Annotated in this window: 16 protein-coding genes, 1 tRNA gene and 4 pseudogenes; 9 read left to right on the top strand and 12 right to left on the bottom strand. The window is 53.0% G+C overall.

The window, feature by feature from the left end; translation table 11 throughout:
* Positions 1-351 precede the first annotated feature (351 nt).
* Together KRAC_RS08505 and KRAC_RS08510 are read right to left on the bottom strand one after the other, a co-directional pair.
* Positions 352-888, bottom strand: a complete 537-nt coding sequence (locus KRAC_RS08505; RefSeq protein ID WP_007906077.1) for a hypothetical protein — start codon at positions 886-888, stop codon at positions 352-354.
* A gap of 263 nt (positions 889-1,151) precedes the next feature.
* Positions 1,152-1,223, bottom strand: a tRNA-Val gene (locus KRAC_RS08510).
* A gap of 263 nt (positions 1,224-1,486) precedes the next feature.
* Between KRAC_RS08510 and KRAC_RS08515 the strand changes: the two are divergent.
* From KRAC_RS08515 to KRAC_RS75690, 6 genes and pseudogenes are all read left to right on the top strand, one after another.
* Positions 1,487-2,627 (top strand): annotated as a pseudogene (locus KRAC_RS08515) (RNA-guided endonuclease InsQ/TnpB family protein).
* Positions 2,628-3,001: 374 nt separating this feature from the next.
* Complete coding sequence (locus KRAC_RS08520) at positions 3,002-3,394, top strand: hypothetical protein (RefSeq protein ID WP_007906081.1); 393 nt, start codon at positions 3,002-3,004, stop codon at positions 3,392-3,394.
* Positions 3,395-4,041: 647 nt separating this feature from the next.
* A complete protein-coding gene (locus KRAC_RS08525) occupies positions 4,042-4,278 on the top strand; it encodes a hypothetical protein (RefSeq protein ID WP_007906083.1) in 237 nt (78 codons plus the stop codon).
* Positions 4,279-4,321: 43 nt separating this feature from the next.
* A complete protein-coding gene (locus KRAC_RS08530; RefSeq protein WP_244421987.1) occupies positions 4,322-4,945 on the top strand; it encodes an IS607 family transposase in 624 nt (207 codons plus the stop codon).
* Positions 4,946-4,980: 35 nt separating this feature from the next.
* Positions 4,981-5,898, top strand: a pseudogene (locus tag KRAC_RS08535) (RNA-guided endonuclease InsQ/TnpB family protein); the annotation flags it as partial.
* Positions 5,899-6,112: 214 nt separating this feature from the next.
* Positions 6,113-6,241: pseudogene (locus KRAC_RS75690) on the top strand (RNA-guided endonuclease TnpB family protein); the annotation flags it as partial.
* On the opposite strand, the gene KRAC_RS65565 reads toward KRAC_RS75690, so the two are convergent.
* Positions 6,224-6,532, bottom strand: a complete 309-nt coding sequence (locus tag KRAC_RS65565; protein WP_007906088.1) for a hypothetical protein — start codon at positions 6,530-6,532, stop codon at positions 6,224-6,226. The pseudogene KRAC_RS75690 and the gene KRAC_RS65565 sit on opposite strands and share 18 nt — an antisense overlap.
* Positions 6,533-6,612: 80 nt before the next feature.
* Here KRAC_RS65565 and KRAC_RS08540 point away from each other — a divergent pair, with 80 nt between their 5' ends.
* From KRAC_RS08540 to KRAC_RS08545, 3 genes are read left to right on the top strand one after another with little or no spacing between them, the layout of a single operon-like run.
* Positions 6,613-7,164, top strand: a complete 552-nt coding sequence (locus KRAC_RS08540; RefSeq protein WP_007906090.1) for a helix-turn-helix domain-containing protein — start codon at positions 6,613-6,615, stop codon at positions 7,162-7,164.
* 5 nt (positions 7,165-7,169) lie between these two features.
* On the top strand, positions 7,170-7,325 hold the full coding sequence (locus KRAC_RS70975; RefSeq protein ID WP_157506359.1) for a hypothetical protein: 156 nt from the start codon (positions 7,170-7,172) through the stop codon (positions 7,323-7,325).
* Positions 7,309-7,905 carry a transposase gene (locus KRAC_RS08545; RefSeq protein WP_052568103.1) on the top strand — a complete coding sequence of 199 codons (597 nt, stop codon included), beginning with the start codon at positions 7,309-7,311 and terminating at the stop codon, positions 7,903-7,905. The genes KRAC_RS70975 and KRAC_RS08545 overlap by 17 nt, the downstream gene beginning before the upstream one ends.
* 39 nt (positions 7,906-7,944) lie before the next feature.
* Here KRAC_RS08545 and KRAC_RS08550 read toward each other — a convergent pair whose 3' ends face one another.
* The 9 genes and pseudogenes from KRAC_RS08550 to KRAC_RS08585 all read right to left on the bottom strand — a co-directional run bounded on the left by KRAC_RS08550 (position 7,945) and on the right by KRAC_RS08585 (position 22,133).
* A complete protein-coding gene (locus KRAC_RS08550; RefSeq protein WP_007906093.1) occupies positions 7,945-9,126 on the bottom strand; it encodes an acyl-CoA dehydrogenase family protein in 1,182 nt (393 codons plus the stop codon).
* A gap of 6 nt (positions 9,127-9,132) precedes the next feature.
* Positions 9,133-10,230: an acyl-CoA dehydrogenase family protein gene (locus KRAC_RS08555; RefSeq protein WP_007906094.1), complete on the bottom strand. Its 1,098-nt coding sequence runs from the start codon at positions 10,228-10,230 to the stop codon at positions 9,133-9,135.
* A 202-nt stretch (positions 10,231-10,432) separates the two neighbouring features.
* Positions 10,433-10,951 (bottom strand): CHAP domain-containing protein, encoded by a 519-nt coding sequence (locus tag KRAC_RS08560; protein WP_157506360.1) that lies wholly within the window; start codon positions 10,949-10,951, stop codon positions 10,433-10,435.
* Between the two features lie 232 nt (positions 10,952-11,183).
* Positions 11,184-14,465, bottom strand: coding sequence for a type 2 lanthipeptide synthetase LanM family protein (locus KRAC_RS08565; RefSeq protein ID WP_007906096.1), 3,282 nt, complete (start codon positions 14,463-14,465; stop codon positions 11,184-11,186).
* A gap of 298 nt (positions 14,466-14,763) precedes the next feature.
* Positions 14,764-15,075 carry a mersacidin/lichenicidin family type 2 lantibiotic gene (locus KRAC_RS65570; protein ID WP_007906097.1) on the bottom strand — a complete coding sequence of 104 codons (312 nt, stop codon included), beginning with the start codon at positions 15,073-15,075 and terminating at the stop codon, positions 14,764-14,766.
* A 416-nt stretch (positions 15,076-15,491) separates the two neighbouring features.
* Positions 15,492-15,665: pseudogene (locus KRAC_RS75695) on the bottom strand (ISL3-like element ISMdi2 family transposase); the annotation flags it as partial.
* A gap of 133 nt (positions 15,666-15,798) precedes the next feature.
* Positions 15,799-17,121, bottom strand: coding sequence for a choice-of-anchor P family protein (locus KRAC_RS08575; protein ID WP_211221260.1), 1,323 nt, complete (start codon positions 17,119-17,121; stop codon positions 15,799-15,801).
* Positions 17,122-17,928: 807 nt separating this feature from the next.
* On the bottom strand, positions 17,929-21,228 hold the full coding sequence (locus KRAC_RS08580) for a type 2 lanthipeptide synthetase LanM family protein (RefSeq protein WP_007906099.1): 3,300 nt from the start codon (positions 21,226-21,228) through the stop codon (positions 17,929-17,931).
* Between the two features lie 476 nt (positions 21,229-21,704).
* The gene (locus KRAC_RS08585; protein ID WP_007906100.1) at positions 21,705-22,133 is read right to left on the bottom strand and encodes a mersacidin/lichenicidin family type 2 lantibiotic; all 429 of its coding nucleotides are present in this window, start codon (positions 22,131-22,133) and stop codon (positions 21,705-21,707) included.
* Between the last annotated feature and the right edge of the window lie 97 nt (positions 22,134-22,230).

The raw sequence follows: 22,230 nt of genomic DNA on the forward strand, positions 1-22,230 counted from the left end.
GCGAGCCTATGACGACGGAGCTTCCATAGTACTCAAACGATCAAGGTAATGCTTGATACAAGGGGAAGGGAAGCAGGGAGTATTGTCGCAGATGGAGCGGTGCGCGAGATGCGTTATGCCTACCTCCATGAAACGACAAGAAACCGGAGAGCCGGATGCGCGGAAATCGCGCACGTCCTGGTTCGGGAAGGGGCGGATGAAAACGTACCGCAGGGCAACGCGTCAGCCGCCTACTTCACAACATTCGCAACCGCTTTACTGCCTTTCGGGGTAGTGGGCTGCTGTCAATCAGCCCTGAAGCCCAGTCCTAGGATGTGGGCAAGCCCTTGCATTCATGTATGGGGTTATTGACTAAAAAGCTTTCAATAAATCAGCGGGGGACGAGCCAAAGTGGTCATTGACATATGAGTGACCATAGGGTGTGAAATGGATGCTGGCCCAGGTGGACCGTAGGATCTGGATATTGCGCAGAATACGTGCCTCGCCCCAAAGTGGATAGAGCAAATCGCGCAAAGCAAGCACAACATCGCTCGTGCTACTAACAAGAATGCCACAACAGACCACCAGTCCGATAAACAGAGGATGGTGAGGTACAATAAACGGACTGAGAGGGGTAAAGAAGCCAATGTAGAGCACACTTCCAGAGACCAGCGCCGGGACAAGCGCGTTTAACCAGGTGAAGAACACGGAAGGCTTGTGCAAGACCATAAAGGAGACACCAAGGGGACCAATTGCCCACCCGATCACAGGCTCCCGCCGTAGTAAAAGCACCAGGAGATGTGCTAAGCGGAAAGAGATTATCCAGAAGACGGCAAGCAGGACGGCTCCCAGCGGATATACCACCTGGAGGTGCAGGACATTCATAAGCATAACTGCTAATGCTGGCATAGCATACCCTCGCCCAAAACGCGGTCAGAAAGTCCTCGCATGAAGACAAGAACCCGCCGAAACCAGTAGTGTGTATCTATTATTATAAGCTATAAATTCGAGGGAAGCAATTGCAACAGCCCAAAAAGGATAGAAAAACAAGAATATAGCTCACAAAAAGAGGTAAAGACATTTTCAGGAAAAATGTGGGAGCAGCGTAACCATGCAAAGAAGAACAAACAAGAGAAGAAGAGGTAAAGTAGTTGCAAAAGGGGGATTAAAAATGGGCGCTACTGGGATCGAACCAGTGGCCTCTTCGGTGTGAACGAAGCGCTCTCCCGCTGAGCTAAGCGCCCTAATTGCTGACGTCGTCATAGTAACATCTATGCAGCTATTTGTCAAGCAATTTTTATCTTCAAATTATCGCCCTCACGCTCCCCAATTGCCTCAGCTTGTGGAGGCACCTATGCTTAAAAGAGAAATCAACAGTTCATCAAAAGAGAGGAGAATGGAGTCAAAAAACAGCACATGGCACACATTCCTTTCTCATTGACATCAGGGAAGAAATGTTCTCAAATAATTATGTAAAAGAAGCTCATGGTGTAAAAAGGACTTTCAAGTGATTTGTGCGCACAAAATTCGCCTCCATCCTACCAAGGAGCAAACGCTCTATTTTGCGAAAGCCGCTGGAATTACACGGTTTACATGGAACTGGGCGTTGGCTGAGTGGAATCAGCAATATGAGGTGGGCGAGAAACCGACCGTATTGAAACTGAAAAAACAGTTCAACGAGATCCGGAGGGAGCGTTTTCCTTGGACGTGGGAGGTCACCAAGAATGCCTCGGACCAGCCCTTTTTGGATTTGGGCAAAGCCTGGACCGCCTTCTTCGAGGGTCGGGCGCACCGTCCTCGTTTCAAGAGCCAAAAGCGCAGTAAGCCGAGCTTTTATCTGGCCAATGATCAGATGGAACTCGGTGACCACCGCGTTTGGATCCCCAAACTTGGATGGGTGAATATGTCGGAAAATCTCAGATGGAAAGGGAAAGTGACCGGAGCGCGAATAACGCGCACGGCGGATTGGTGGTTTATCTCGATCGCGGTAGAAGTCCCCAATGATCACCCAATCAAGCGCTCCGCTGCCATTGGCATAGATGTCGGCTTGAACCGGTTGGCAACCTTGAGTACTGGTGAGGGATTTGAGAACCAAAAATGCCTCAGCACCGCACTCAAAAAGCTGCGTCAGGCCAATAAACGTCTCCATCGGCGCAAGCCAGACTCCAAAAACCGGGAGAAAGCGCGTCGTCAAGTGGCTCGCCTCCACTATCGCATTACCTGCCTACGCGATGATGTGCTCCACAAGCTCACAACGAGGCTCGCCAATAGCTATGGGATCATTGGCGTGGAGGATCTCAACCGGAAGCGGGTTGCTCAAAAATCGCAAACTGGCTCGCTCGTTCTCTGATGCCTCCCTTGGCAAACTTTTGAACCTGCTCACCAGCAAAGTTGAACAACGCGGCGGGCAGGTGGTAAAGGTGGGGCGCTTCTTCCCCTCAAGCAAAACCTGCCATGCTTGTGGCTGGAAGTGGGAAGAGATGCAACTTTCTGATCGGGCGTTCCACTGCCAGAATCCCCAGTGCGCCTACTCTCAGTTTGAGCAGGATAGAGACTCGAATGCGAGCCTCAATATTCTCTTTGAAGCCCTACGCTTGATCGGGCTGATTGATCAGGCCGCTCTCGATACTGGCTCGGGCGGAGCGTAAAAGTCGCCTGTGGACTTGGGGTAAGACCAAAGGGCTTCAGCTTGGAGGCACCTGGGAGGGAAGCAGGAACAACGAAAGATGCGGTAGAGCTATGCATGCATACGTTTTACTACATTAATTGGAGCAGAGAGCTAATCTTATGACCACATAAGCAGAGGGGGCCACTTATGTCACGCATATCCGCCGGGCGAGGAGTTAGCAAATGGCTGATCAGTACAGTGCTCGTTCCTGCATTGATCCTTGTTGTTCGTCGCCAGCTCGAACGTTTCGTCCAACGACATATCTAATCCATACGCCACGGTGGCTGAGCCTGGCGCTTTTGTATGATATACTGAGGGACAGAAGTAATTTCTTGTTCTTTGGAGATAGTATCTATGGAAGAAAAGACCTCAACCACAAATAAAGTGGCAATGGAGCCAGCTAAAGAGCAACAAAAGGTTTCAACTAAGCCAGAAATCGCCGGAAATGAGCCTCGCAAAGCCTATGGAACCGCCAAGACCGAGAATTTGCAGGATTCGGGGCTCTGGCGCATTCTCTTGCCAGCTTTTGTCGCCGCGTGCTGCATACTCTTGTTCTTTATCCCACTCGGCATTCTCTCCCCGCTCGTCCTGCAAGCCATCGATCCATCCTCGCCAACTGGGCCTCATGGACTCAATCTCATCTGGCTCTGGATTGGCATGGCTGTGATTGAATTGGGAATTGCAATCGTCATTTTTCTTGGCTTCCGCAAAATATTTTTTACGCAAGCGGGCAACTATCGTCCCTAAGCCATTTTTCTATTGCATAAAGAGAGGTGGCATGATGAGCTGGTACTGCTAACTCATCATGCCACCTCTCTTTATGCAATAGAGGCGAAATTTTGCGCAGCCCTGCAAATGTACTGAAAAAGGCTTGACTTTTCCCCGGAAGACCTGTACACTCATCACCAGTTGGGAGACTCATTGGTAGTCAGTTTGATATAAAGAATGATGTTACACACATTTTTCTCAAAACAGATAGGAGGTGAGTTCTATGGGCGTAACACGCAACACAGTGATGCGCATGATGAGAAGCAACGACGGAACTCACCTGACCAGCAACGCGAGCCGCTAGCTAACCCCTTGCTGGCTCTGGCACATATATTCATAGCATCCGGGATCAGCGCCTACCCGGGCGTCTGGTGTGGCCGCCGTTCCTCCTCGAAATACATTTTCATTCCTCATGCATCAGCATCGTACCTTACCCACATACAAAGTTCCTTTTGAAAGTGATTTTAGTTGCGCAGTAAAGAGGTATCCCTACCCACACAATACTTTTATGCCCTTGATTATTGACTGAGTTTTTCGCAGTACAAGAAAGGCTGAAAGCTTGCTATTCACTGGTCTGCTGTGCTCAGAAACTCGCTATTACCTCGTACCAGAGAGGAGGTGATAGCATGAGAGGGAAACTACGCGATAAACGCGCTATAAGCCACAAGGATAGCTTCTATGAGGACCTCTCCAAACGCCAACATGCCGCAAAGCGTGGAGCGCGCGGAAATTGGCTCGAACCAGAGCTAGAGGAAGAGGAAGACTTCCCATTTGACGAGCTGGCTGACGAGGCCGAAGCTCTAGAGGAGGTAGAAGAGGCGGCGGCGGTAAAGGTTCAAAAATCCCCATCTCCCCACGCATAAAGCAAAGAGAGGGTTAAAAAGATTTTAGAGTGTATTGACTAATATGGATATTTCATGGTACTATATGGACATGAAGTTAAGTCGGTATGCCAAAAAAGCTGGAGTCACCTATAAAACCGCCTGGCGGTGGTATAAAGCCGGGACGCTCGATGCCTACCAAACGCCCACAGGGACGGTGATCGTGCGCGATCCGGTGGCGGAGAAGCCAGAGACGGGGCGCATCGCCTTGTATGCGCGCGTGTCCTCTGCTAATCAAAAAAGCGATCTCGAGCGCCAGGTGCAACGCCTGCGCGACTACGCGGCGGCCCGTGGCTACCCAGTGGCCAAAGAAGTCGTCGAAATTGCATCGGGCCTCAACGACAACCGCCCGAAATTCCTCAAGCTGCTGGCCGACCCAAGTATTGGCACCATTCTTGTCGAACACCGCGATCGTGGCACCCGTTTTGGGTGGAGGTATCTCACACCGCTGCTCCAAGCCCAGGGACGCCGCATCGAAGCCATCTTTCCCAATGAGACGCAGGACGATCTCGTCGATGACGTTGTCAGCCTCATGACCAGTATGGCGGCCCGGATGTACGGCAGGCGCGGCTCTCGGCACAGAGCCGAACGCATCAAGCAGTGCGTGGAATCTGTCATGAAAGAGGAGCGGACCGAGGAGTGCGTTTGATGAGGCGTTCTTAAGATGCAGGCGGGACCAGATCGATGCTGATTACACGCGGCTATCGCACGCAATTAGATCTCAATCACCAACAAATCACCCTCTGCAAACAGCATGCAGGCGCAGCGCGCTGGTCCTGGAATTGGGGGCTCAGACGCAAGCAAGAGGTCTATCAACAGGAGAAACGCTGGATCAGTGCGATGGAACTGCACCGGGAATTGAACACGCTCAAGCAAACCGAGATTCCCTGGATGTACGAGGTGTCAAAAGCCGCGCCGCAGGAGGCGTTACGCGATCTAGATCAAGCCTACAGGAACTTTTTCCGCCGCTGTGACCTCAAGAAAGAAGGCAAGTGGAGGGGCAAGCCGGGGTTCCCCAAGCCGAAGACCAAACGGAAAGGATTGGGCAGTTTCCGGCTAACAGGCAGCATTCATATTTACGAGCAAGCCATTGAACTGCCGCGCTTCGGACGGCTGCGCCTGCACGAGTGTGGCTATTTGCCTACCGGCGGCGTCGCTGTGCTCTCGGCCACAGTCAGTGAAAAGGCAGGGCGCTGGTTTGTCTCGGTGCAAGTGATTGAGCAGGTGCCCGATCCCCCACAGGCAGCTGGTCCGCCGATCGGCGTAGATACCGGGATCAAAACCCTGGCCCAATGCTCCGATGGGCGTGCCATTGCCAACCCCAAAGCCCTCACATCCGAACTCAAGCGGATCAAGCGGCTGCATCGCTGGCTCTCCCGGAAACAGAAAGGGAGCAAGAACCGCGCCAAAGCCCGTCAAAAATTAGCGCGCAAGTATGCCCGCGTCGCTTATGTGCGCGAGGATGCCCTCCACAAAGGCACAAGCCAGCTCACCCGCGCCCAACTGACGCCAGAAGAACGTGAAATCCGCAAAGCTGAGATTGCTGCTACGTTGCCAGAGCCGAGAGCCAAGGTGAAGCCAAAGCGTGGCAAGCGATCAAAGAAGGAGTCGCCCCCAGAACCCCTGCCGAAAACCATTGCGAACAAGGTCAAAGCCAAGCAGATGAAAAAACTGCTGCGCCAGGCTTGCATCTCGGATGCCCAGAGGCGTCCTGCCGTGGTCGTGCTTGAAGATCTCCATGTGGCAGGGATGCGCACAGAACCACAAGCTGGCTCTGGCAATCAGCGATGTCGGATTCGGCGAGTTCAAGCGGCAAATGGGCTACAAAACGTTCTGGCAAGGCGAAAACCTGCTGTGGGCAGATCGCTGGTTTGCTTCCACCAAACTGTGCTCTGGCTGCAACCATATCAAAGAAGAGATAGACCTTTCAGAGCGCATCTATGTCTGCGAGCATCCGGCCTGTGGGCTGGTGATCGATCGTGACCTCAATGCCGCGCTGAACCTGGCAGCGCTGGCGATCTTGTATCTGAGCGGCCAGCCAGGTCCCTACCGGGAGTTCCTCGGGAAGGGTGAAACGCCTGTCGGAGAGGGCAGCTCTGGCTGATCCGTCGTGAGATGGTTCAGTGAAACTGCCCTCGGTGAAGCAGGAACCGATCCGGGTGAATGTGGCTTGTCCATATTTGTCCAAGTGTCGGAGAACGGTGGCACAATCCTCGCCACCCTCTCTTCCTTTCATCACTAGTGGGTCAACTCGCAATTGAGCACCAGGAGGGAAGCGGAGGTGATAGAATAGGGGGAGAAAGAAGGAAAACGTCCATGGCTCAATCCCCAAAACACCCTCTGCGTCCCTTGAGCGAGCAGGAAGAGCGTGAATTGCAGCGCATCGTCAAGGCCAGCAGTGAACGGATAGACGTGGCGCGGCGAGCCAAAGCGCTGCTGGCAGTAGCGGCCTCGCAGTCTTTTCCGCAGGCAGCATTGGTGGCAGGCTTTAGAGAGGCATGCAGTGTGCGCGAGTTGGTCGAGCGCTTCAATGAGCACGGTTTGGCAGCGCTTTCGATTGCTGCTGGTCGTGGGCGCAAGCCGACCTACACGAGCGCGCAGCAGGCGCGTATTCTGCAAGAAGTACACAGGACCCCAGATCGGCAGACCGATCAGACTGCTACCTGGTCACTCTCCTTACTGCGCAAGGCACTGCAAGCCTCGGATCTGCCTCACATCGCCAACGAAACCATTCGTCAGGTGCTGCATGGTTCAGGCTACAGCTATCAGCGAACACGCACCTGGTGCCGCACCGGCTACGCGCTGCGCAAACGCAAAGGCGGCACGGTGACGACCTATGACGAGCAAACACTGGAAAAAAAAGACTGATCGAGTTGGCATGCGAGCACGCGGAAGCTGCCGGGATCGTGCAACTCAATGAAGATGAAGCTGGACCGTATCAGGCCATCCCACAGCCGGGCTCCTCGTGGCAACCAGAGGGCCATCCCCTCTTGCATCCCCACGAGTACGAGCGTGGGGGGCACCGCTAAACTGCTGACCCTCTTTCGCCCTGCCACAGGCCAGCTCCGAGCGAAAGGGGTGCTCTCCGCTCCCAATGCCGTCTTGCATCCCTGGCTGAAAGAGCAACTCTCGGAGGTGTTGGACGAATTGGAGAAAAAGCAGCCAGCAGAGACCTTGCCGCCGGAAGCAGAGCGGGCGCACTATGCACAGTGGAAAACGTGGTTGTGGCCACACGAGAACGATGAGGGGCTTCCTCCCTTACGCATCGTGCTCGTGTGGGACAATCTGGCTGGGCACCTGACTCCCGACCTTGTGGTATGGTTGTTTCATCATGGGGTGATGCCGCTCTACACTCCCGTTGGTGGCTCGTGGCTCAATATGGCAGAGTCGGTACAACGCATCATTGTGCCGCGCGCTTTGTCTGGGCAACATCCCAAGAACCCCCAACAAGTCATCGACTGGTTGGAGCAAACAGTGGCCGGTTGGAACGTGAAGCCGACGCCCTTTGTCTGGAATGGCAAGCGCAGGCGACGGCGCGAACGCGCGCGGACACGCCGTCTGTCCGGATCGAGCGCTGCAGTGATTCGAGGGTATTCAATTGCAAGCTGACCCACTAGCTCTACGTATTCGACCCGAATGCGCGATACATCAAGGGATGCTAACTTTCGGGAACATACGCCGCGCAATCACCAGGCGCTGAATTTGCGCGGTTCCCTCAAAGATGTCAAACACTTTGGCGTCACGGAACCACTTATGGATAAACTGCTTTGTCTCCGTCATCTCTCCAGGCGACGAAAGGCGCACAGCCTCAGCGGTTACCTTCATGACCAGCTGGCCCGCGTATGCCTTACACATCGACGCCTCTTTGGAATTGGGAATACGCTGATCAGCCATCCAGGCCGCACGCCACACAAGCAGCCGCGCCATCTGGATCTCCTGCCGCAGCTCCTCCAACTTCTCAGCGATCTCGCGTCGCTGATATGGAGCATATCCTGCCGGTAGTTCATGCTGATACCAGGCTTGCGCGCCCTCATACGCCGCCCGGCAGATACCAACCGCAAGCGCTCCGACCATGGGACGTGTAGCGTCCAGGGTTCCCATAGCGGCCTTAAAACCACCCTTCGCGCCCGCCTCGCGTCCAGCAAGCAGGTGATCTTTAGGAATACGGCAGTTCTCAAAGATTAACTCGGTTGTCTGCGAGGCACGCAACCCCATCTTCTCTTCAATACGACCAATAACCAGTCCCGGTGTCCCTTTAGGGACGACAAAGGGACGAATACCCGCGCGCCCCATACTCTTGTCTATGGTCGCAAAGGTAATAATGAGGTCAGCCCTGGCCCCATTGGTGATATAGTGCTTGTGTCCATCAATGACCCACTCTTCGCCCTCTAACCTGGCCGTGGTCGCCATCCCGGCGACGTCTGAACCAATCCCGGGTTCCGTCAGCGCCAGGGCGCCCCAGTGTAACTGGTCATCTCTGTAGATACATAAAAATTTCTCTTGCTGCTCTGGTGAACCCTGAGCAAGGATAGGGGGAGCGGCCAGGCCCGGTCCAGGCATAGCGGTGGCAAGGGCGGCATCACCCCAGGCCATCTCCTCGTGCGCGAGCATCGCCAGCAGCGCCTCCTGACGCTCTCCCGGCTGGCGAAACTGTCGCGTCTGCCCCTCGACGCCACCACGGAAACGCTTCTGCATCTGCCAGAAAAACGACTCGGGAATCTGCTCGGTGCGATCACACTCCAATGAGATCGGGCGCATCTCTTCTAGCGCGATCTGATGTGCAAACTCGCGATATTCCTGCTGCTTTGCGCTTAAGCGAAAATCTAGCATGAGCTTCTACTCCATCGATGCTGCGTTACGCATCCACATCTCAACGGGGTGATCCTGTAGAAAGCCAGCGCCACCCATAACCTGTACCGCGTCAATCGTCGCTGATTGTGCCAACTTGATAGCCTGCTTCTGTACGGCCTCGACATCGCGAACAATCGCGGCTATATCCTGCCCCTGATCCCACAGCGTCGCCGCCTGCCAGAGAAAGAGTCGGACCGCATCCAGCTTCATCGCCATTTCGGCCAGCATAAAGGCAATTCCCTGGTATGAGACAATGGGGCGACCAAAGGCGATCCGCTCCTCGGCATAGCGACTAGCATACTCAAGTGCCGCGCGCGTCATCCCACATGCCACCCCAGCCCGCAGAAGCAAATACAGCGAGGCCGCGCTTAACACCGCGGGCGAACCCGGCTCACCAAGCAAAGCCCCTTCTGGCAAAACAACATTCTCCAGGTGGAAGGTGGCGCTGGGCGCGGCCTGAAGCCCTAGCTTCTGCGTTTCAGGGCGCACCTCCAGGCCGCTAGCCTGCTCTGGTAGGAGCACAGCAGACAAACCTTCATAGTCGCTTGTCCCCTCTATCCGCGCTAGAACTAGCCTTAGATGGGCCTGCTCTCCATGAAGGACATCGCGCTTAACACCAGAGAGAAGATAGTGATTGCCTTGACGTTTAAGTATTGTCTGTACATTGCGAAGCTCATAGCCACCCGTAGGCTCGGCAATACCCAGACAGCCTCGCTCCAGATACCCGTGCTGGGCATCGCCAAAATCTGGAAGATAGGCTTCTTTCTGCGACACATTCCCCGCCAATTCAACACAGAGTGGTCCCATCAGCGAGCCGAGGATAGATAAGGCCTGGCCTCCATCACCATATCCCAGTTCCTCAGCCACCAGAGCGTAGGTAGCGGCCTCGATGGGGCCAGCCCCCCCATATTCTTCAGCAAAGGGAAGCGTAAGCCCGGTCTGCGCGAGTGTACGCATGACATTTTGAGAAATATCGCCCTGCTTTTCCGCGGCTCTGGCCTGGGGACGCAATAGATCAATGGACAGGCTTGAGGCCAGGCGGCGCACTTCTTCCTGCTCTTCAGAGGGAGAAAAATTGAGCATCAACGACATCCTTTCGCCATTCAACGCTGAATGTATTCTCTGAACGCCTCCAGGAGATGGACAGCCTGCTCAAGAATACACGCCGTTTTATCTCTTCTCATTTTATGCCATATTTTCACCTGAACGCAACTAAAATACACACTCCCTTTATTTTGAAGATTAGCGTAGCATCTATATTAATTAGAGAGCACTACAGAGAGCACTACCCCCAGATAAACGAGACCCCCGGACCAGGATAGTACTCATTATGCGTCACTACTCCAGGTCCTCCATCAGCGTTCATCGCGCTCATGACCACGGCTCCATCACTCTCTATTGCCTCGACCACGCCTACATGTCCATAGCCTGTAGCGCCCTGGACGCCAACTTGCAATACCATAATCGAGTGGAGTACTGGCTGGCTCGATACAATCCAACCATAATTGGCGGCACGATCAACCCACTCATTGGCATTCCCATATGTCCAGGGCACATAGTAGCCATGCAGTTCACGATAGCGCTCATTGGCGAACCAGGTGCATTCCCCGTAGGGATAGACATTCGTATACACAGCATCATCATCGGCATGTGCTACTTTGGGAGCTTGAAGTCCATGCATGCTCACGCTCAATGCCGCAACGATAGTGAACATTACCAACGCTACCGCCGCACATCTCCACACCACACTCTTTGCCCCGTTGCTTCCCCGGAATATATTCCAGATCTTTTGATGCGTTCGCATTGTTTCCTCTTCCAATAATTCAAACAGTAGGATTTCCTCGTCGCACACTCTTCCTCTCCAGGTCTTTAACAACCCAGCCCATAGATAACGCCACCGAGAAAAAGCGCGCCTACACATACTATACAGATACGAAAAACACATACATACCTATTCTTGGTTGGTAGCGTAATGGACCCTGGCAGCTTGCAACTGCCAGGGTCCATTACGCGAATAGGGTTAATACTATAAGGCGCTATTGAGCGCTGATCGGCGGTTCTAACTGCAATACAGAGGGTACATGATACATAAATGCTAAGCGCAACAGCGCATAGCCAGCCCCTGAGAGGCCCAGCATCAGGCCTGGCGTCTCCAGTCCCATGGGACCACCACTTACCCAACCCTGCCGATCAATCGTATCTAATAGCTTGGGCGTGGCTTGCTCGATGCACTCAAGGAACTCAGACCTTTCCAGTACCTGGGCCGCGCTCAAGAGAATATCCATATTACCCAAGTCGCCATGACAAAGAGAGTGGCTATTGCCCAGGCCCTTGGAGATGGTCGTCTGAAGGCCAATCTCGATCTCTTGCCGAATGGCTGCATCATCAACAAAGCGCAAGCAGCCTAAACGCGCCAGGGCAATACCCGCAGCCCCGTGACACCAGGCAGACATCTTGTACGTCTCATTTTCATCCCCTGGTTTACTTCCTGAACGCAAATCTGGCCAGTTATTTGCGTCTGGCGAGAAGAGATGGCGCTCATAGGCAAAGGCCTGCAATGCAGCCTCGTGGAAGCGCTGACCGCCACTCACGCCAGCCAGGCGCAGCAAATTGAGCGCGATACCGGCAGTACCATGAGCCATTCCAGCCAGGGCAACGGTCTCCACCGAGGCGATCCAGCCAATTCCAACCTCCTGCTGTACCTTTTTCTCCAGCAAGCGCTCACCGCACTTGATCGCGGCATCCAGCGTGGCTTCAGATGGATGCACCTGGTAGAGGCTGAGCAAGGCCGCAAGGGCGCCTGCCGCACCTGCCATGACATCAAACATCTCATCTCGCGCCACAGACTGCACCAGCGGTCCTATATACTCCTCGGCCTCCAGAAACAGCGTAGGATCACTCCAGAGGGTCCCTAGATGCGATAACAGGTAGATATACGAGCTATCACCGTTATAGCCACCTACGGTAAAAGGGCGCCCCGATTCGCGTCTGTACTTCATCTGACGGTGAAGCAATCTTAAGGCATGCCTGGCAACCGAAGTATATTTCTCTTCCCTGGTCAGGGCACCGAGGTAGGCCAGGAAGAAGACAATGCCCGTCACCCCGTTATATAGATCGAGATCAGAGGGATAAAGACCCCAGCGACCTGGGCCACGCGAGGTAATACTCAGCCAGTCAAGGAACTCACCATTCTCTAGCCGCAATTCCAGCAAGCGGTTTCCAGCAGCGAGTGCAGCATCCAGCACACGTTCACGCGAGAATGGAGTGGTTGTCGACTCGTACTTGAGCGAGGGATACAGCTTGCGCCCGCTTGGCAGATCTAGATTGACAAACGATGCACGCGCAATCCAGGACTGACGCTCCAGGTCTTCTTCATTCAATTGCGCGACAAACTCCTGTACCAGTTGCAGGCCAGAGCTAGCAAAGCATTCGGGAACATGGATACCATGTCCATTGATCAAGTCTCGCGACGAGGCATGCGTATAGAAAAAGGGAATATCGCCCGCCCAGAGATCTGCGATCTCTAAGTTCAGGAGGGGCTTGAGTTGAGGTATGTTATCGATATTAAACCAGAGGCGGTCGAAGAGGCGATCACGCTCCAGCGCCTCACGCAACATGTTTGGATGGTAGCTATGCTCCAGAAGCAGATCGTAGAGCTGTGTATTACGCGGGAGACAGCGGACCTCGATCTCAGCAAAACGCGCGATTTGGTCGGTCAGGAACTCCTCGCGATGCATCATCAATAAACGATAGACAGCGGCAAAGCCAGTGACAAAATGCTCGCTATAGGAGGCAATATCAACCTCCCCGCCTTGCAACGTGGGCAAGTTCTGGCCTAAGCTCAAGCTTATGTGCTGGTGCTCGACGCGCATCTCATCAGTACCAGCCCCCTGAACAACCGGGACAGGTGTTGGGGCGAGCTGGCCCGGACGGCCACCCACGGCGCTAATATCGACCCCCGCGTTCTTGCCATCCGACCAGATACGATTGGGGAGCATGCCCACATTGAGAACTGTATGCGGCGGCCCATCAAATAAGAGGTCCTGTTCTTCGCTCTCAGGCGGCCGGGGAAGTGCCTTTAAACGGGGCAGGAAGAGCACCTCAAGATCGACCAGGAAGGGATGCTCACCGCAGGCAATCAGATTCTCCGCGTGGAAATCGCCCGCATGCAAGGCATAGAGGATCGCCAGGTAGCCACCCTCGCGCTGGTAGAAGCGTTCGACCTCTTCGACCGCGTGACAGGTCAACGACTCAACAAGCTCAACCCAACCATAGGTCTCGCGCTCCAGCATCTTCAGCGTGCGAAACTCCGGCTCGAAGCCCTTCGCGTTCAGCCAGTCCAGCAGGGCCGCGAAATGGCGGTCCGTGGCGAGCGAGCGTGGTTTATAGACCACGCGCAGACCAGAACTCCAGCGGAGCACCGCGACGCTACGACCACCGCGATGGGCATCCCCCCTTCCCGTCTGCACCTCGACCAGTGCCCCTGGATCGCGATCAGGAGCAAAGAGGGCCTTCAGCGACTCCCAATCAAGGCACAGATGCTGCAACAGCTCTAGCTGCACATTCACCCAGCTTTCACAGATTTCGACCAGCAAGCGCGCCAGGACCGCGTATTCCTCTAGAAAGGCCAGGATGTGCTCCTGGTTGCGTAAACGCTGGAGAAAGCTCTGAAAGCGCTCCTCTGGCGTCTCCCCCTGTAGTAGCCCATGCACACGTGCCGCGTTCAATTCGAGGATAAATGTCTTCGTCGACTTACTGAGTAGCTTCTCTGGCAGCAGTTTAAACAGTGAGGCCGTCACCTGCTCACGCTCAAAGAGTAGCGTTGGGTATGATTCCGCCAGTTGATCCACCCCGACTTGCAAGCGCTGGTAGCTATAAACCAGCAATGGTTGCAGCGCCGCCAGAAATGAGCGTGACAGGATATGTTGCTCACCATCAATTATCTTCAGCAGAGACGCATCAGGGGGCGAGGGCTCGTTAAAAACAGTGAGTAGCGTGTGCAACCAGTCAGGGATTATCCCCACACGCGCCTTCAGCGCCTCTACAGGTTCGTTGAGCAAGTAGAGCAGATCAGCCTCCGTCAGCCCCGCCATTTCTAAACGCTGACGAAAATAATCGTCCTCATTAAAAGGCCGCTGTTCTTTCCAACGTGCCAGGCGCTGACGAGCACTATCGCTAATCGCAGTCTCCGGATTCGTCGCCTGGGCATGGAGAGGAGAAGCGATACGCTCGGCAAGCGTTAACGCGCGATACCAGTTTGCGTTCACCTGCCCATTCTTTGGCTTCCCCGACGCCTGAATCATATCTCTTATGTTCATCTATGTACTTTCCCCGAACAACACTGACTTATATGCAAAAACACAATAAGATTAAAGCGTTTATCTGCAACTGCGTGAGAAATACTCCACACAAAATGCGATCTTTGCAATTATTCTAAATAATTGTTCCATATGCTTAATGTATCTTTATCTAATGAGATTTGTATCCATTGAGCAAAATCCTTCCAGCATGGAGCGACACATAATCAGGCACTCAGAGAAAAGCGGAAGAGGGCCAAGGGATGATTCCCCAGCCCACTTCCGAGAAAAACGTATATCGTTCCTGAACCACTACGAATTAGCCGTTGTAGTTGGTGTTGTTGCAGGAAGAACCAATGACGGTGAGCGAGTAAGCGCAAACATTGACAACGTTGCCGATCAGGCCACCATTACCATAGGTGTACGAGACATTTACGTTGTTCTGCTGGTTGGTATTGTTCTCTTCTTCGTGCCGGCCACGGTGCCAGGCATGGTGACAACCACCGCTAACGATCTCCAGAGACTCATCGCTCAGCTCCACAACGCCAGCAGGATTCTCTGCGAGTGTCTCCTGGCCCAGGCCCTGACGATACTCCTCATCCTTCCAAGCGCGAACGATATCATACTGCATATTCATTATTTCCTTTCAGTGTTTCAATCTTCATTTTATAATTGCCCACTCGGTTGAAAGATATATTTGCTTTTGGCATCAGACAACTCAACATTTCCACATCGACATCGTGAAAAAGACATTCGTCCTTTGGAGTCGCTTTTATTTTTCTTTTCCCTCTGAGCAATCTATTACCACTATACAATCCATACAAAATGATATTCGGATAACTAACATATAAGTATGTGCGATTGCACAATTACCGTTAAAAGAACACCAAAAGCCAGTTTACGACATCGTTAGGAGCGCTAGATCAGGTTGGGCATGGGAAAAGATCCCAAATTACAAAGAAGAGACCCCTGGTATTCTTCCCAATAATTTTATTAGAAGTTGGTCAATTATCCTCACCAATTCCAATATAATAGTGCTCAGCACTATCAAGAGATAGCACTGAGCACTCGTTGGCGCAAGAGCTCGAGACTGCCACGCCCATACATCATCTGTTTCACTAACTTGAGCCGCTTCACCAATCCTTCCGTTGGACCATTGCTGCAGGGAAGCTAGGATGCAGCCTTCACGGCCGGGAAATCACGTTGAAGTCCTTGCGCAAACGTCTCAATTCCTGTCACACTACAATCAGCACAGACGGCTATGGACCATCACCCAAATCTGATACTGAAGAAGTGGCTCCTTCCCTGGTATGTGAGAAGAAAGGAGCCTTTCATGCAGCGTTGCTTCCGCGGATTAGACGTACGTGATGGTTGCCTCCACGTGGCCCGCCAGGACGTCGGTTCCTCCCGCTGTATGCAGGTGAAGCCCATTGGTCTGCATGGAGGTCCGAACTGTTTGCTGCACCACAACCTGCTCATTGAGCATCAAGGTGTCCCCATTAGGCAATGTAAACTGTGTATTCGGCGAAGGGCTATAGTTCGTGCGTACAGGTTGACCAGGGACTATCAACATTGCGAAGGACGTTGAGCCAGACGGTGATAGTGATGATCCCGTAGCATGGGCCTGGACATTCATGCCGATAGCCACTATTCCATGCCCGCTAAGCTGGTTAATCACCGAAGATGCATCCACACTTGGTGGCACAGATGTCGATGCCGGTGGACTAGAAACCGTATCAGTGATGCCTACAGCAATGATTCCACTGGCGAATGCGGAAGGAACCGTGAGTGATTGGCTGCTTCCCGAACACTGGATCGAGACATTCCCAAAAGGCCCCGCCGCCGGATTGGTGCTCTGCAAGCCAAAGGCACGGGCCTGCACGATGGCTGTCGGCTCAAAATCGAATGTGGTCGTTCCCGCAGCAGTACCCAGTGTGAAGGAACCGACATTGCCCGTGTAACCTGTCGGTCCTGGTTCGCCTACACGAATGCCAAGCCATCCGGCATTATCCGGAGAAATTGGAAGAATACGCGCATCCGGAAATGCAGTTATAATGTCATGCCATGTACGGTACTGACTGGTACTTTGGGGTTGATGGAGGGGATAGTCCGGCCATTTATTCCCATGACTTCCCAAACGTGACCATGTCCATAGGGGGCTACAGTCACCGATCACATCAAATGTGTTCCATGTATCTTGCTGAACTGCACCATTGGCACTTGGTACATAGACAAGTCGTCCTTGGAAATCGGCTCTATTGCCGTCAAAATCGACGTTAAAATTCAGAAACGGCGACTCATTCGGCCCCGCTACTCCGCTATGCGAGTATGCGCTATATGACATCGCCGTTATCGAAACAAGCCGTGTGCCACTGAACTGATATGTCGCGATATTATCGCGCTGCGTAAGCTGAGGAGGCGGAAGCAGAGATGGCCCAAGAGTGAATTGTACACTTCCCCTTCCATTTCCAGGAGGAGGTATCCCAGGCTCTACGACAAAAGACCCAAGCGTATTGTCGACGGTATCATTGTACATGAACCACTTCTTCAGTCCATCTCCCGCCACGTCCGCCGGGTTTGACGAAGTGTAATCAAGATCAACTGCTGTTACAATAACAGTTGGATCAACTGCCGCTTCAATGCCAGTTGTTGCCATTGCCGATACTTCTTGCGACATGTCCACCCCAGACCTTTCCGCTACTTGTGTCTCCCCCACCCTTTGGTTGGGGAGGCAATGATTTCGAGAAACTTGACCCCACGCGTACCGCGCGTCAGCCTAGTCTCCAACGTACGCATGTGGGTTCTACTGTAGTGCCCATCTCCCCGGATTTCACCTCGTACATGTGGTGCAGAACGACTTCCTTTCCCTGAACGAACCATGAAGCACTTCTCGCCAGAAGGCACTTGATAGTGTGTCAACGATGTTGACAATTCTCATCCATCCTTCAGGTGGTTCCATCGGGCTTCTCTGAGATTCTGGAGCGCTACCCAAAGCGTGAGGAGCGTCTCATTACAGTGAACAGGGAGATAAGAACATACCGTGCCTCAATCTCCTTCCCCCCCACATCCGTATACGGAGAAGGAAGGTTACCCTCCATGTTCTACGCAATGTATGTGCTTATTGCATCTATTCCCCCCATCTCACTCGTATCTCATCATTTCTCTCCATATCACATAATAATCTATTTGACCAATTTGCTTTATTTACTCCTTTCTTACACCAGTGCCATATACAATTCACATTACTATTATGTACTCTATTAGCGCAAAAATCAATGACCATTGCATTATATCAATAAAATTCGCTTGGCTTCCTACACCACTAATGCCCTATTTACATAAATATATCGCTATATAGCGTAATTTAACGAATAAACAGATACCAATGCTATTCGTTTCTCTCCTTTCCAACACAAACGCATCCCGTTCCATGAGGAACGGGACGCAGCGTTTTCTCCAGTCTACCTATAGCTGTCCTATTGGACTACGCTAGCGGCGGGTCCAGCAGTAGTACTGAAGGCATCTTATCGGGGAACGCGAGGCGCAGCCAGGTATATCCCGCGCCGGTAATACCCAACATCAAGCCAGTGGTCTCCATGCCCATCGGGGCACCACTTATCCAGCCCTGGCGTTTAATACTCTCCAGAATAATCGGAGCGGCATGCTCAACATTTTCCTGATATTGTGGATCATCGAGCACAAGCGCGGCGGTGAGCAATGCATCCAGGCTTGCCATGTCGCCATGACAGAGCGAATGGCTGTTCCCAAAGCCGCGCGTCCTTGTTGCCTTCAGACCCGCCTCAATCTCCGCACGGATGGCTTCGTCATCAATGTAGCGCAGGCACCCCAGGCGAGCCAGGGCAATGCCAGCTCCCCCATGACACCAGGCGGCCATGATGTATTTCTTCTGCTCGTCCTTTTCTGTTCCATCGGCTTCCGCACGCAGATCGGGCCAGTTGTTATGCTGCGGCGAGAAGATATGTCGCTCAAACGCAAAAGCCTGTAAAGCAGCCTCACGGAAGTGTTCATCACCACTGATGTCGGCGAGGCGGAGCAGATTGAGGGCAATACCGGCATTCCCATGACCCAAACCGGCGAGTGGTGCATCCTCCGTCTTGGTAATCCAACCAATACCCACTTCTAACTGAACTTTCTTCTCCAGCAGGCGTTCACCACACGCGATAGCGGCGTCCAGAGTTGTCTGCGATGGATGAACCTGGTAGAGACTCAAGAAAGCCGCAATAGCGCTGGCCGAACCTGCGACCACATCAAGCATTTCATCTGTGGGCACCTGCCCAGCAATGGCGCGCACACACTCTTCGGCCTCTGAGAAGAGAGCGGGCTCATTCCACAGCGTCCCCAGATGAGAGAGGAGGTAGACATACGATGATAGGCCGTTATACACGCCAATATTAAAGAAACCCACCACCTTCCTGTGGAACTCCACCTGGCCACGGAGCATCTTGAGTGCCCGCCTGGCAATGGTGCTATATTTCTCTTTCCCCGTGAGCGCTCCCAGGTATGCCAGGAAAAAGATGATACCAGCATTGCCAGCATATAAATCGGCACCGGCTGGCCCTAAACTCCATGTCTCCTGGTCAAAAATCGAAACGCCCATCCAGTCAATGAATTCGCCATTCTCTAGCATCAGTTCGTGCAGCCGCTCTCCCACTGCCAGGGCCGCATCCAGGACTCTCTCGTGTGAGAACGGTCTCGGCGTAGGGTCTAGCTGTAATGAAGGGTAGAGATTTCTATTGGACCCATTCACCAGATAGATAAATGATGAGCGAATAAGCCAGCTTTGCAGGGCAAGGTCTCGTTCGTTCAGGCGCGAAATCTCTCGTTGCACCATGTCTAACCCGGACTCAACGAAGAATTTAGGAATACGCTCACCACGGTAACTCATGAGATCACGAGAGGAGGCATGGGAATAGAAGAAGGGAATATCCCCGGCCCACATATCAGCAGTCTCGGCATCGATCACGTGTAAGAGCGGCGGAATGGTGTCAACAGTAAACCATAAACGGTCAAACAACCGGTCACGATCCAGGGCATCGCGCAGCATATTAGGATGGTGGCTGTGCTCCAGCAAGGTGTAGTAAAGTTGCGTGTGGCGGACCAGGCAGCGCACTTCGTCCTGCGCGAAGCGCGGTATCATTCTCGTCAAAAACTCCTCGCGATGAGCAAGTAGCAGGCGATATACGCTAGTAAAACCTATCACCAGGCACTCAGAATAATCGAAGGGATCAACAGGTTGTCCTTGTAGCGTCGGCAAGTTCTGACCAAGCGCCATCTCAATCCGCTCGCGCTTAATGCTCATTTCGTCAGTTCCCATTCCCTGTAGGGTTGATACAGGAACTGCCGAGAGCTGGCCTGGTCTACCTCCTACGCCACTAATATCAACACCGTCCTGATTCTCGTCTGACCAGATACGGCTGGGTAACAGCCCTATATTTAAGACAGTGCGCGGCGGCCCATCCACTACGTAGGCTTCCTGATTCGCTTCAGATGCTTCTGCCGGGTCCCCCGCCAGAGGCAGGAATAACACCTCTAGATCGATCAAAAAGGGATGCTCGCCACAAGCGATCAGGTTTTCAGCGTGGAAATCCGCGGCCTGCAAGGCATAAAGAAGCGCTAGAAAGCCACCCTGTCGCTGATAAAAGCGCTCAAGCTCATCAGTGGATTGGCAGGTGGTGCTGGGAAGAAACTCTACCCAGCCATACTGCTCTCGGTTGAGCAACGTAAAGGGGCGAAAAGCGGGTTGAAAGTCATGCTCATTCAGCCATAACAGCAATTCTTGAAAATGGATGTCTGTAGAAAGTGGACGCGGTTTGTACACCAGCCGAAAGCCAGAACTCCACCGCAGAATAGACACACTCTGTCCACCTCGATGCGTATCGCCCTGTCCCCCCTGTATCTCAATCAGCAGGCCCGGGTCCTGATCAGGAGAGAAGGTCGCGCGTATCTCTTGCCAATCACGACAGAGCCGCCTCAGGATTTCCAGGTGGACCTCCAGCCAGCTTTCGATGCCCTCAATAAGCAAGCGAGCAAGTACGACGTATTCTTCCAGGAACGCCAGTATGTTTTGTTTTGAGCTGAGTTGTTGCAGAAAGTTTTGAAAGCGTTCTTCTGGCGTCTCGCCCTGCAAGCGCCCTTGCACACGCGCGACGTTTAGCTCAAGCACAAAGGTCTTGGCTGACTGATTCAAGAGGAAGTCTGGCAAGAGCGCGAAGAGCTTCGTGACGACCTGCTCCCGTTCAAAAGGCAGAGCCGTAAATTCTTCCGCAATACTATCCACACCATCCTTCAGGCGTCGACAGGCATATATCAATAGGGGTCGAAGCGTGGTAATAAACGAATGAGAGAGAGCCTGGTTCTGCTCTATGAGCTTGAGCACCGCCTCCTCTGGTGCCTGCTCGTCTTGAAAGATAGAAAGCAGGGTACGTAGCCACTCAGGTACGGTAGCGGCGCACTCTTTGAGGAATTCAGGGGGCACACTCAGCAATTGCAGGAACTCTTCCTCCGTTACGCCAATCTTTGCCAGGCGCTGCGCGAAATAGTACTCATCTTTAAAGGGGCGCTGCTCCTTCCAGCGTGCCAATCGCCGTTTCGCAGTTGCGCTTGCTTCCTGCGATGGCGTAGGGAAAGGTTTGTCTGCGCGGGCAAGCAGAGCGGCCCGCTCCGCGAGTGTCAGGGCGCGGTACCAGTTCGCGCTCACATGTGTATATAACTGCTGCTCAAGCGTAGATGCGCTTGTAGGTGAGGTAATCTCTTTCATGCTCATAGGTATGCTTTCCTCAAAACACTAATGCTTCTTATCCAAAAACCTGAGCGCGCTTGCCATGCCACCTTTAGGTGGTCCCCGAATGGTGGCGAAGCGCTAGGCACGCAAGTGGCGCCGTGCCACTGCTTGCCCCCGAATGGGGGTTAGGTGGTTGGGGTTCGGAATAAGATCTGAGAGTTAGCAATGAGAGAGGAAAAATAATATGATGCTCTTTTCACAACGATGCACCAGAAGGAAGAGTATTTTAAATTTACTTCATCAATGCATCTAAACTATGCAGAGACTTTTGTTAACTTTCCACATATTATTTTCCTCAAAATTCTCTATTAATATTATATTAATCAGGCAAAAGACTGTCTTATAATGCAATACAAGCAGGCAATATAATATAGTGAAATAAAAAAAGAGGGCCGGGGCTGATGCCCCGCCTCTCTTCTCTCTTGTATCGGGTATGCGCCAATAGATGTGTGCGCTCTTTATTTATTGCCCCCGAAGATACACACGTTATTACCGATGCCGCTCGAAATGCTGCATCCGAAATCGAAATTAATGTTTCTACGATCCCGAGTGGTATGATCTCCAAAGAGAGCGATGGTGAGGTTATCAAGCAGGCCGTTTCTGTTACGGTCATTCTCACCAAGATTCACGTTGGTTGTGGGGCGAATCGAGAAGTTGTTGCAGTAGTAGGAGTTATTTTTAACACCAAAAGCGCTGGTTCCGGACTCAGCTACACCACCCCCCTTGCCGAGGCCACCACCGGGACCAGTACCATTGATCTGCTCCAGTTCGGCCTCGCTCAGTTCGGCCTCACCTGCTGGACTCTCGATTAACTGCGCCCACTGCTCCCGGCTCAGGCTCTGGCGATACTCCTCGTCTTTCCACGCGCGTGTCATATCAAACTGCATAACTCTATATTCCTTTCTCGGTTTCAACCTGATTGTCGTAATACCCATCAGCGCCCGCAGAGCCTTCTCCCTTGAAGGGATTTCCTCTGCCTCACCT

This window comes from Ktedonobacter racemifer DSM 44963 (assembly GCF_000178855.1).
Taxonomy (GTDB): domain Bacteria; phylum Chloroflexota; class Ktedonobacteria; order Ktedonobacterales; family Ktedonobacteraceae; genus Ktedonobacter; species Ktedonobacter racemifer.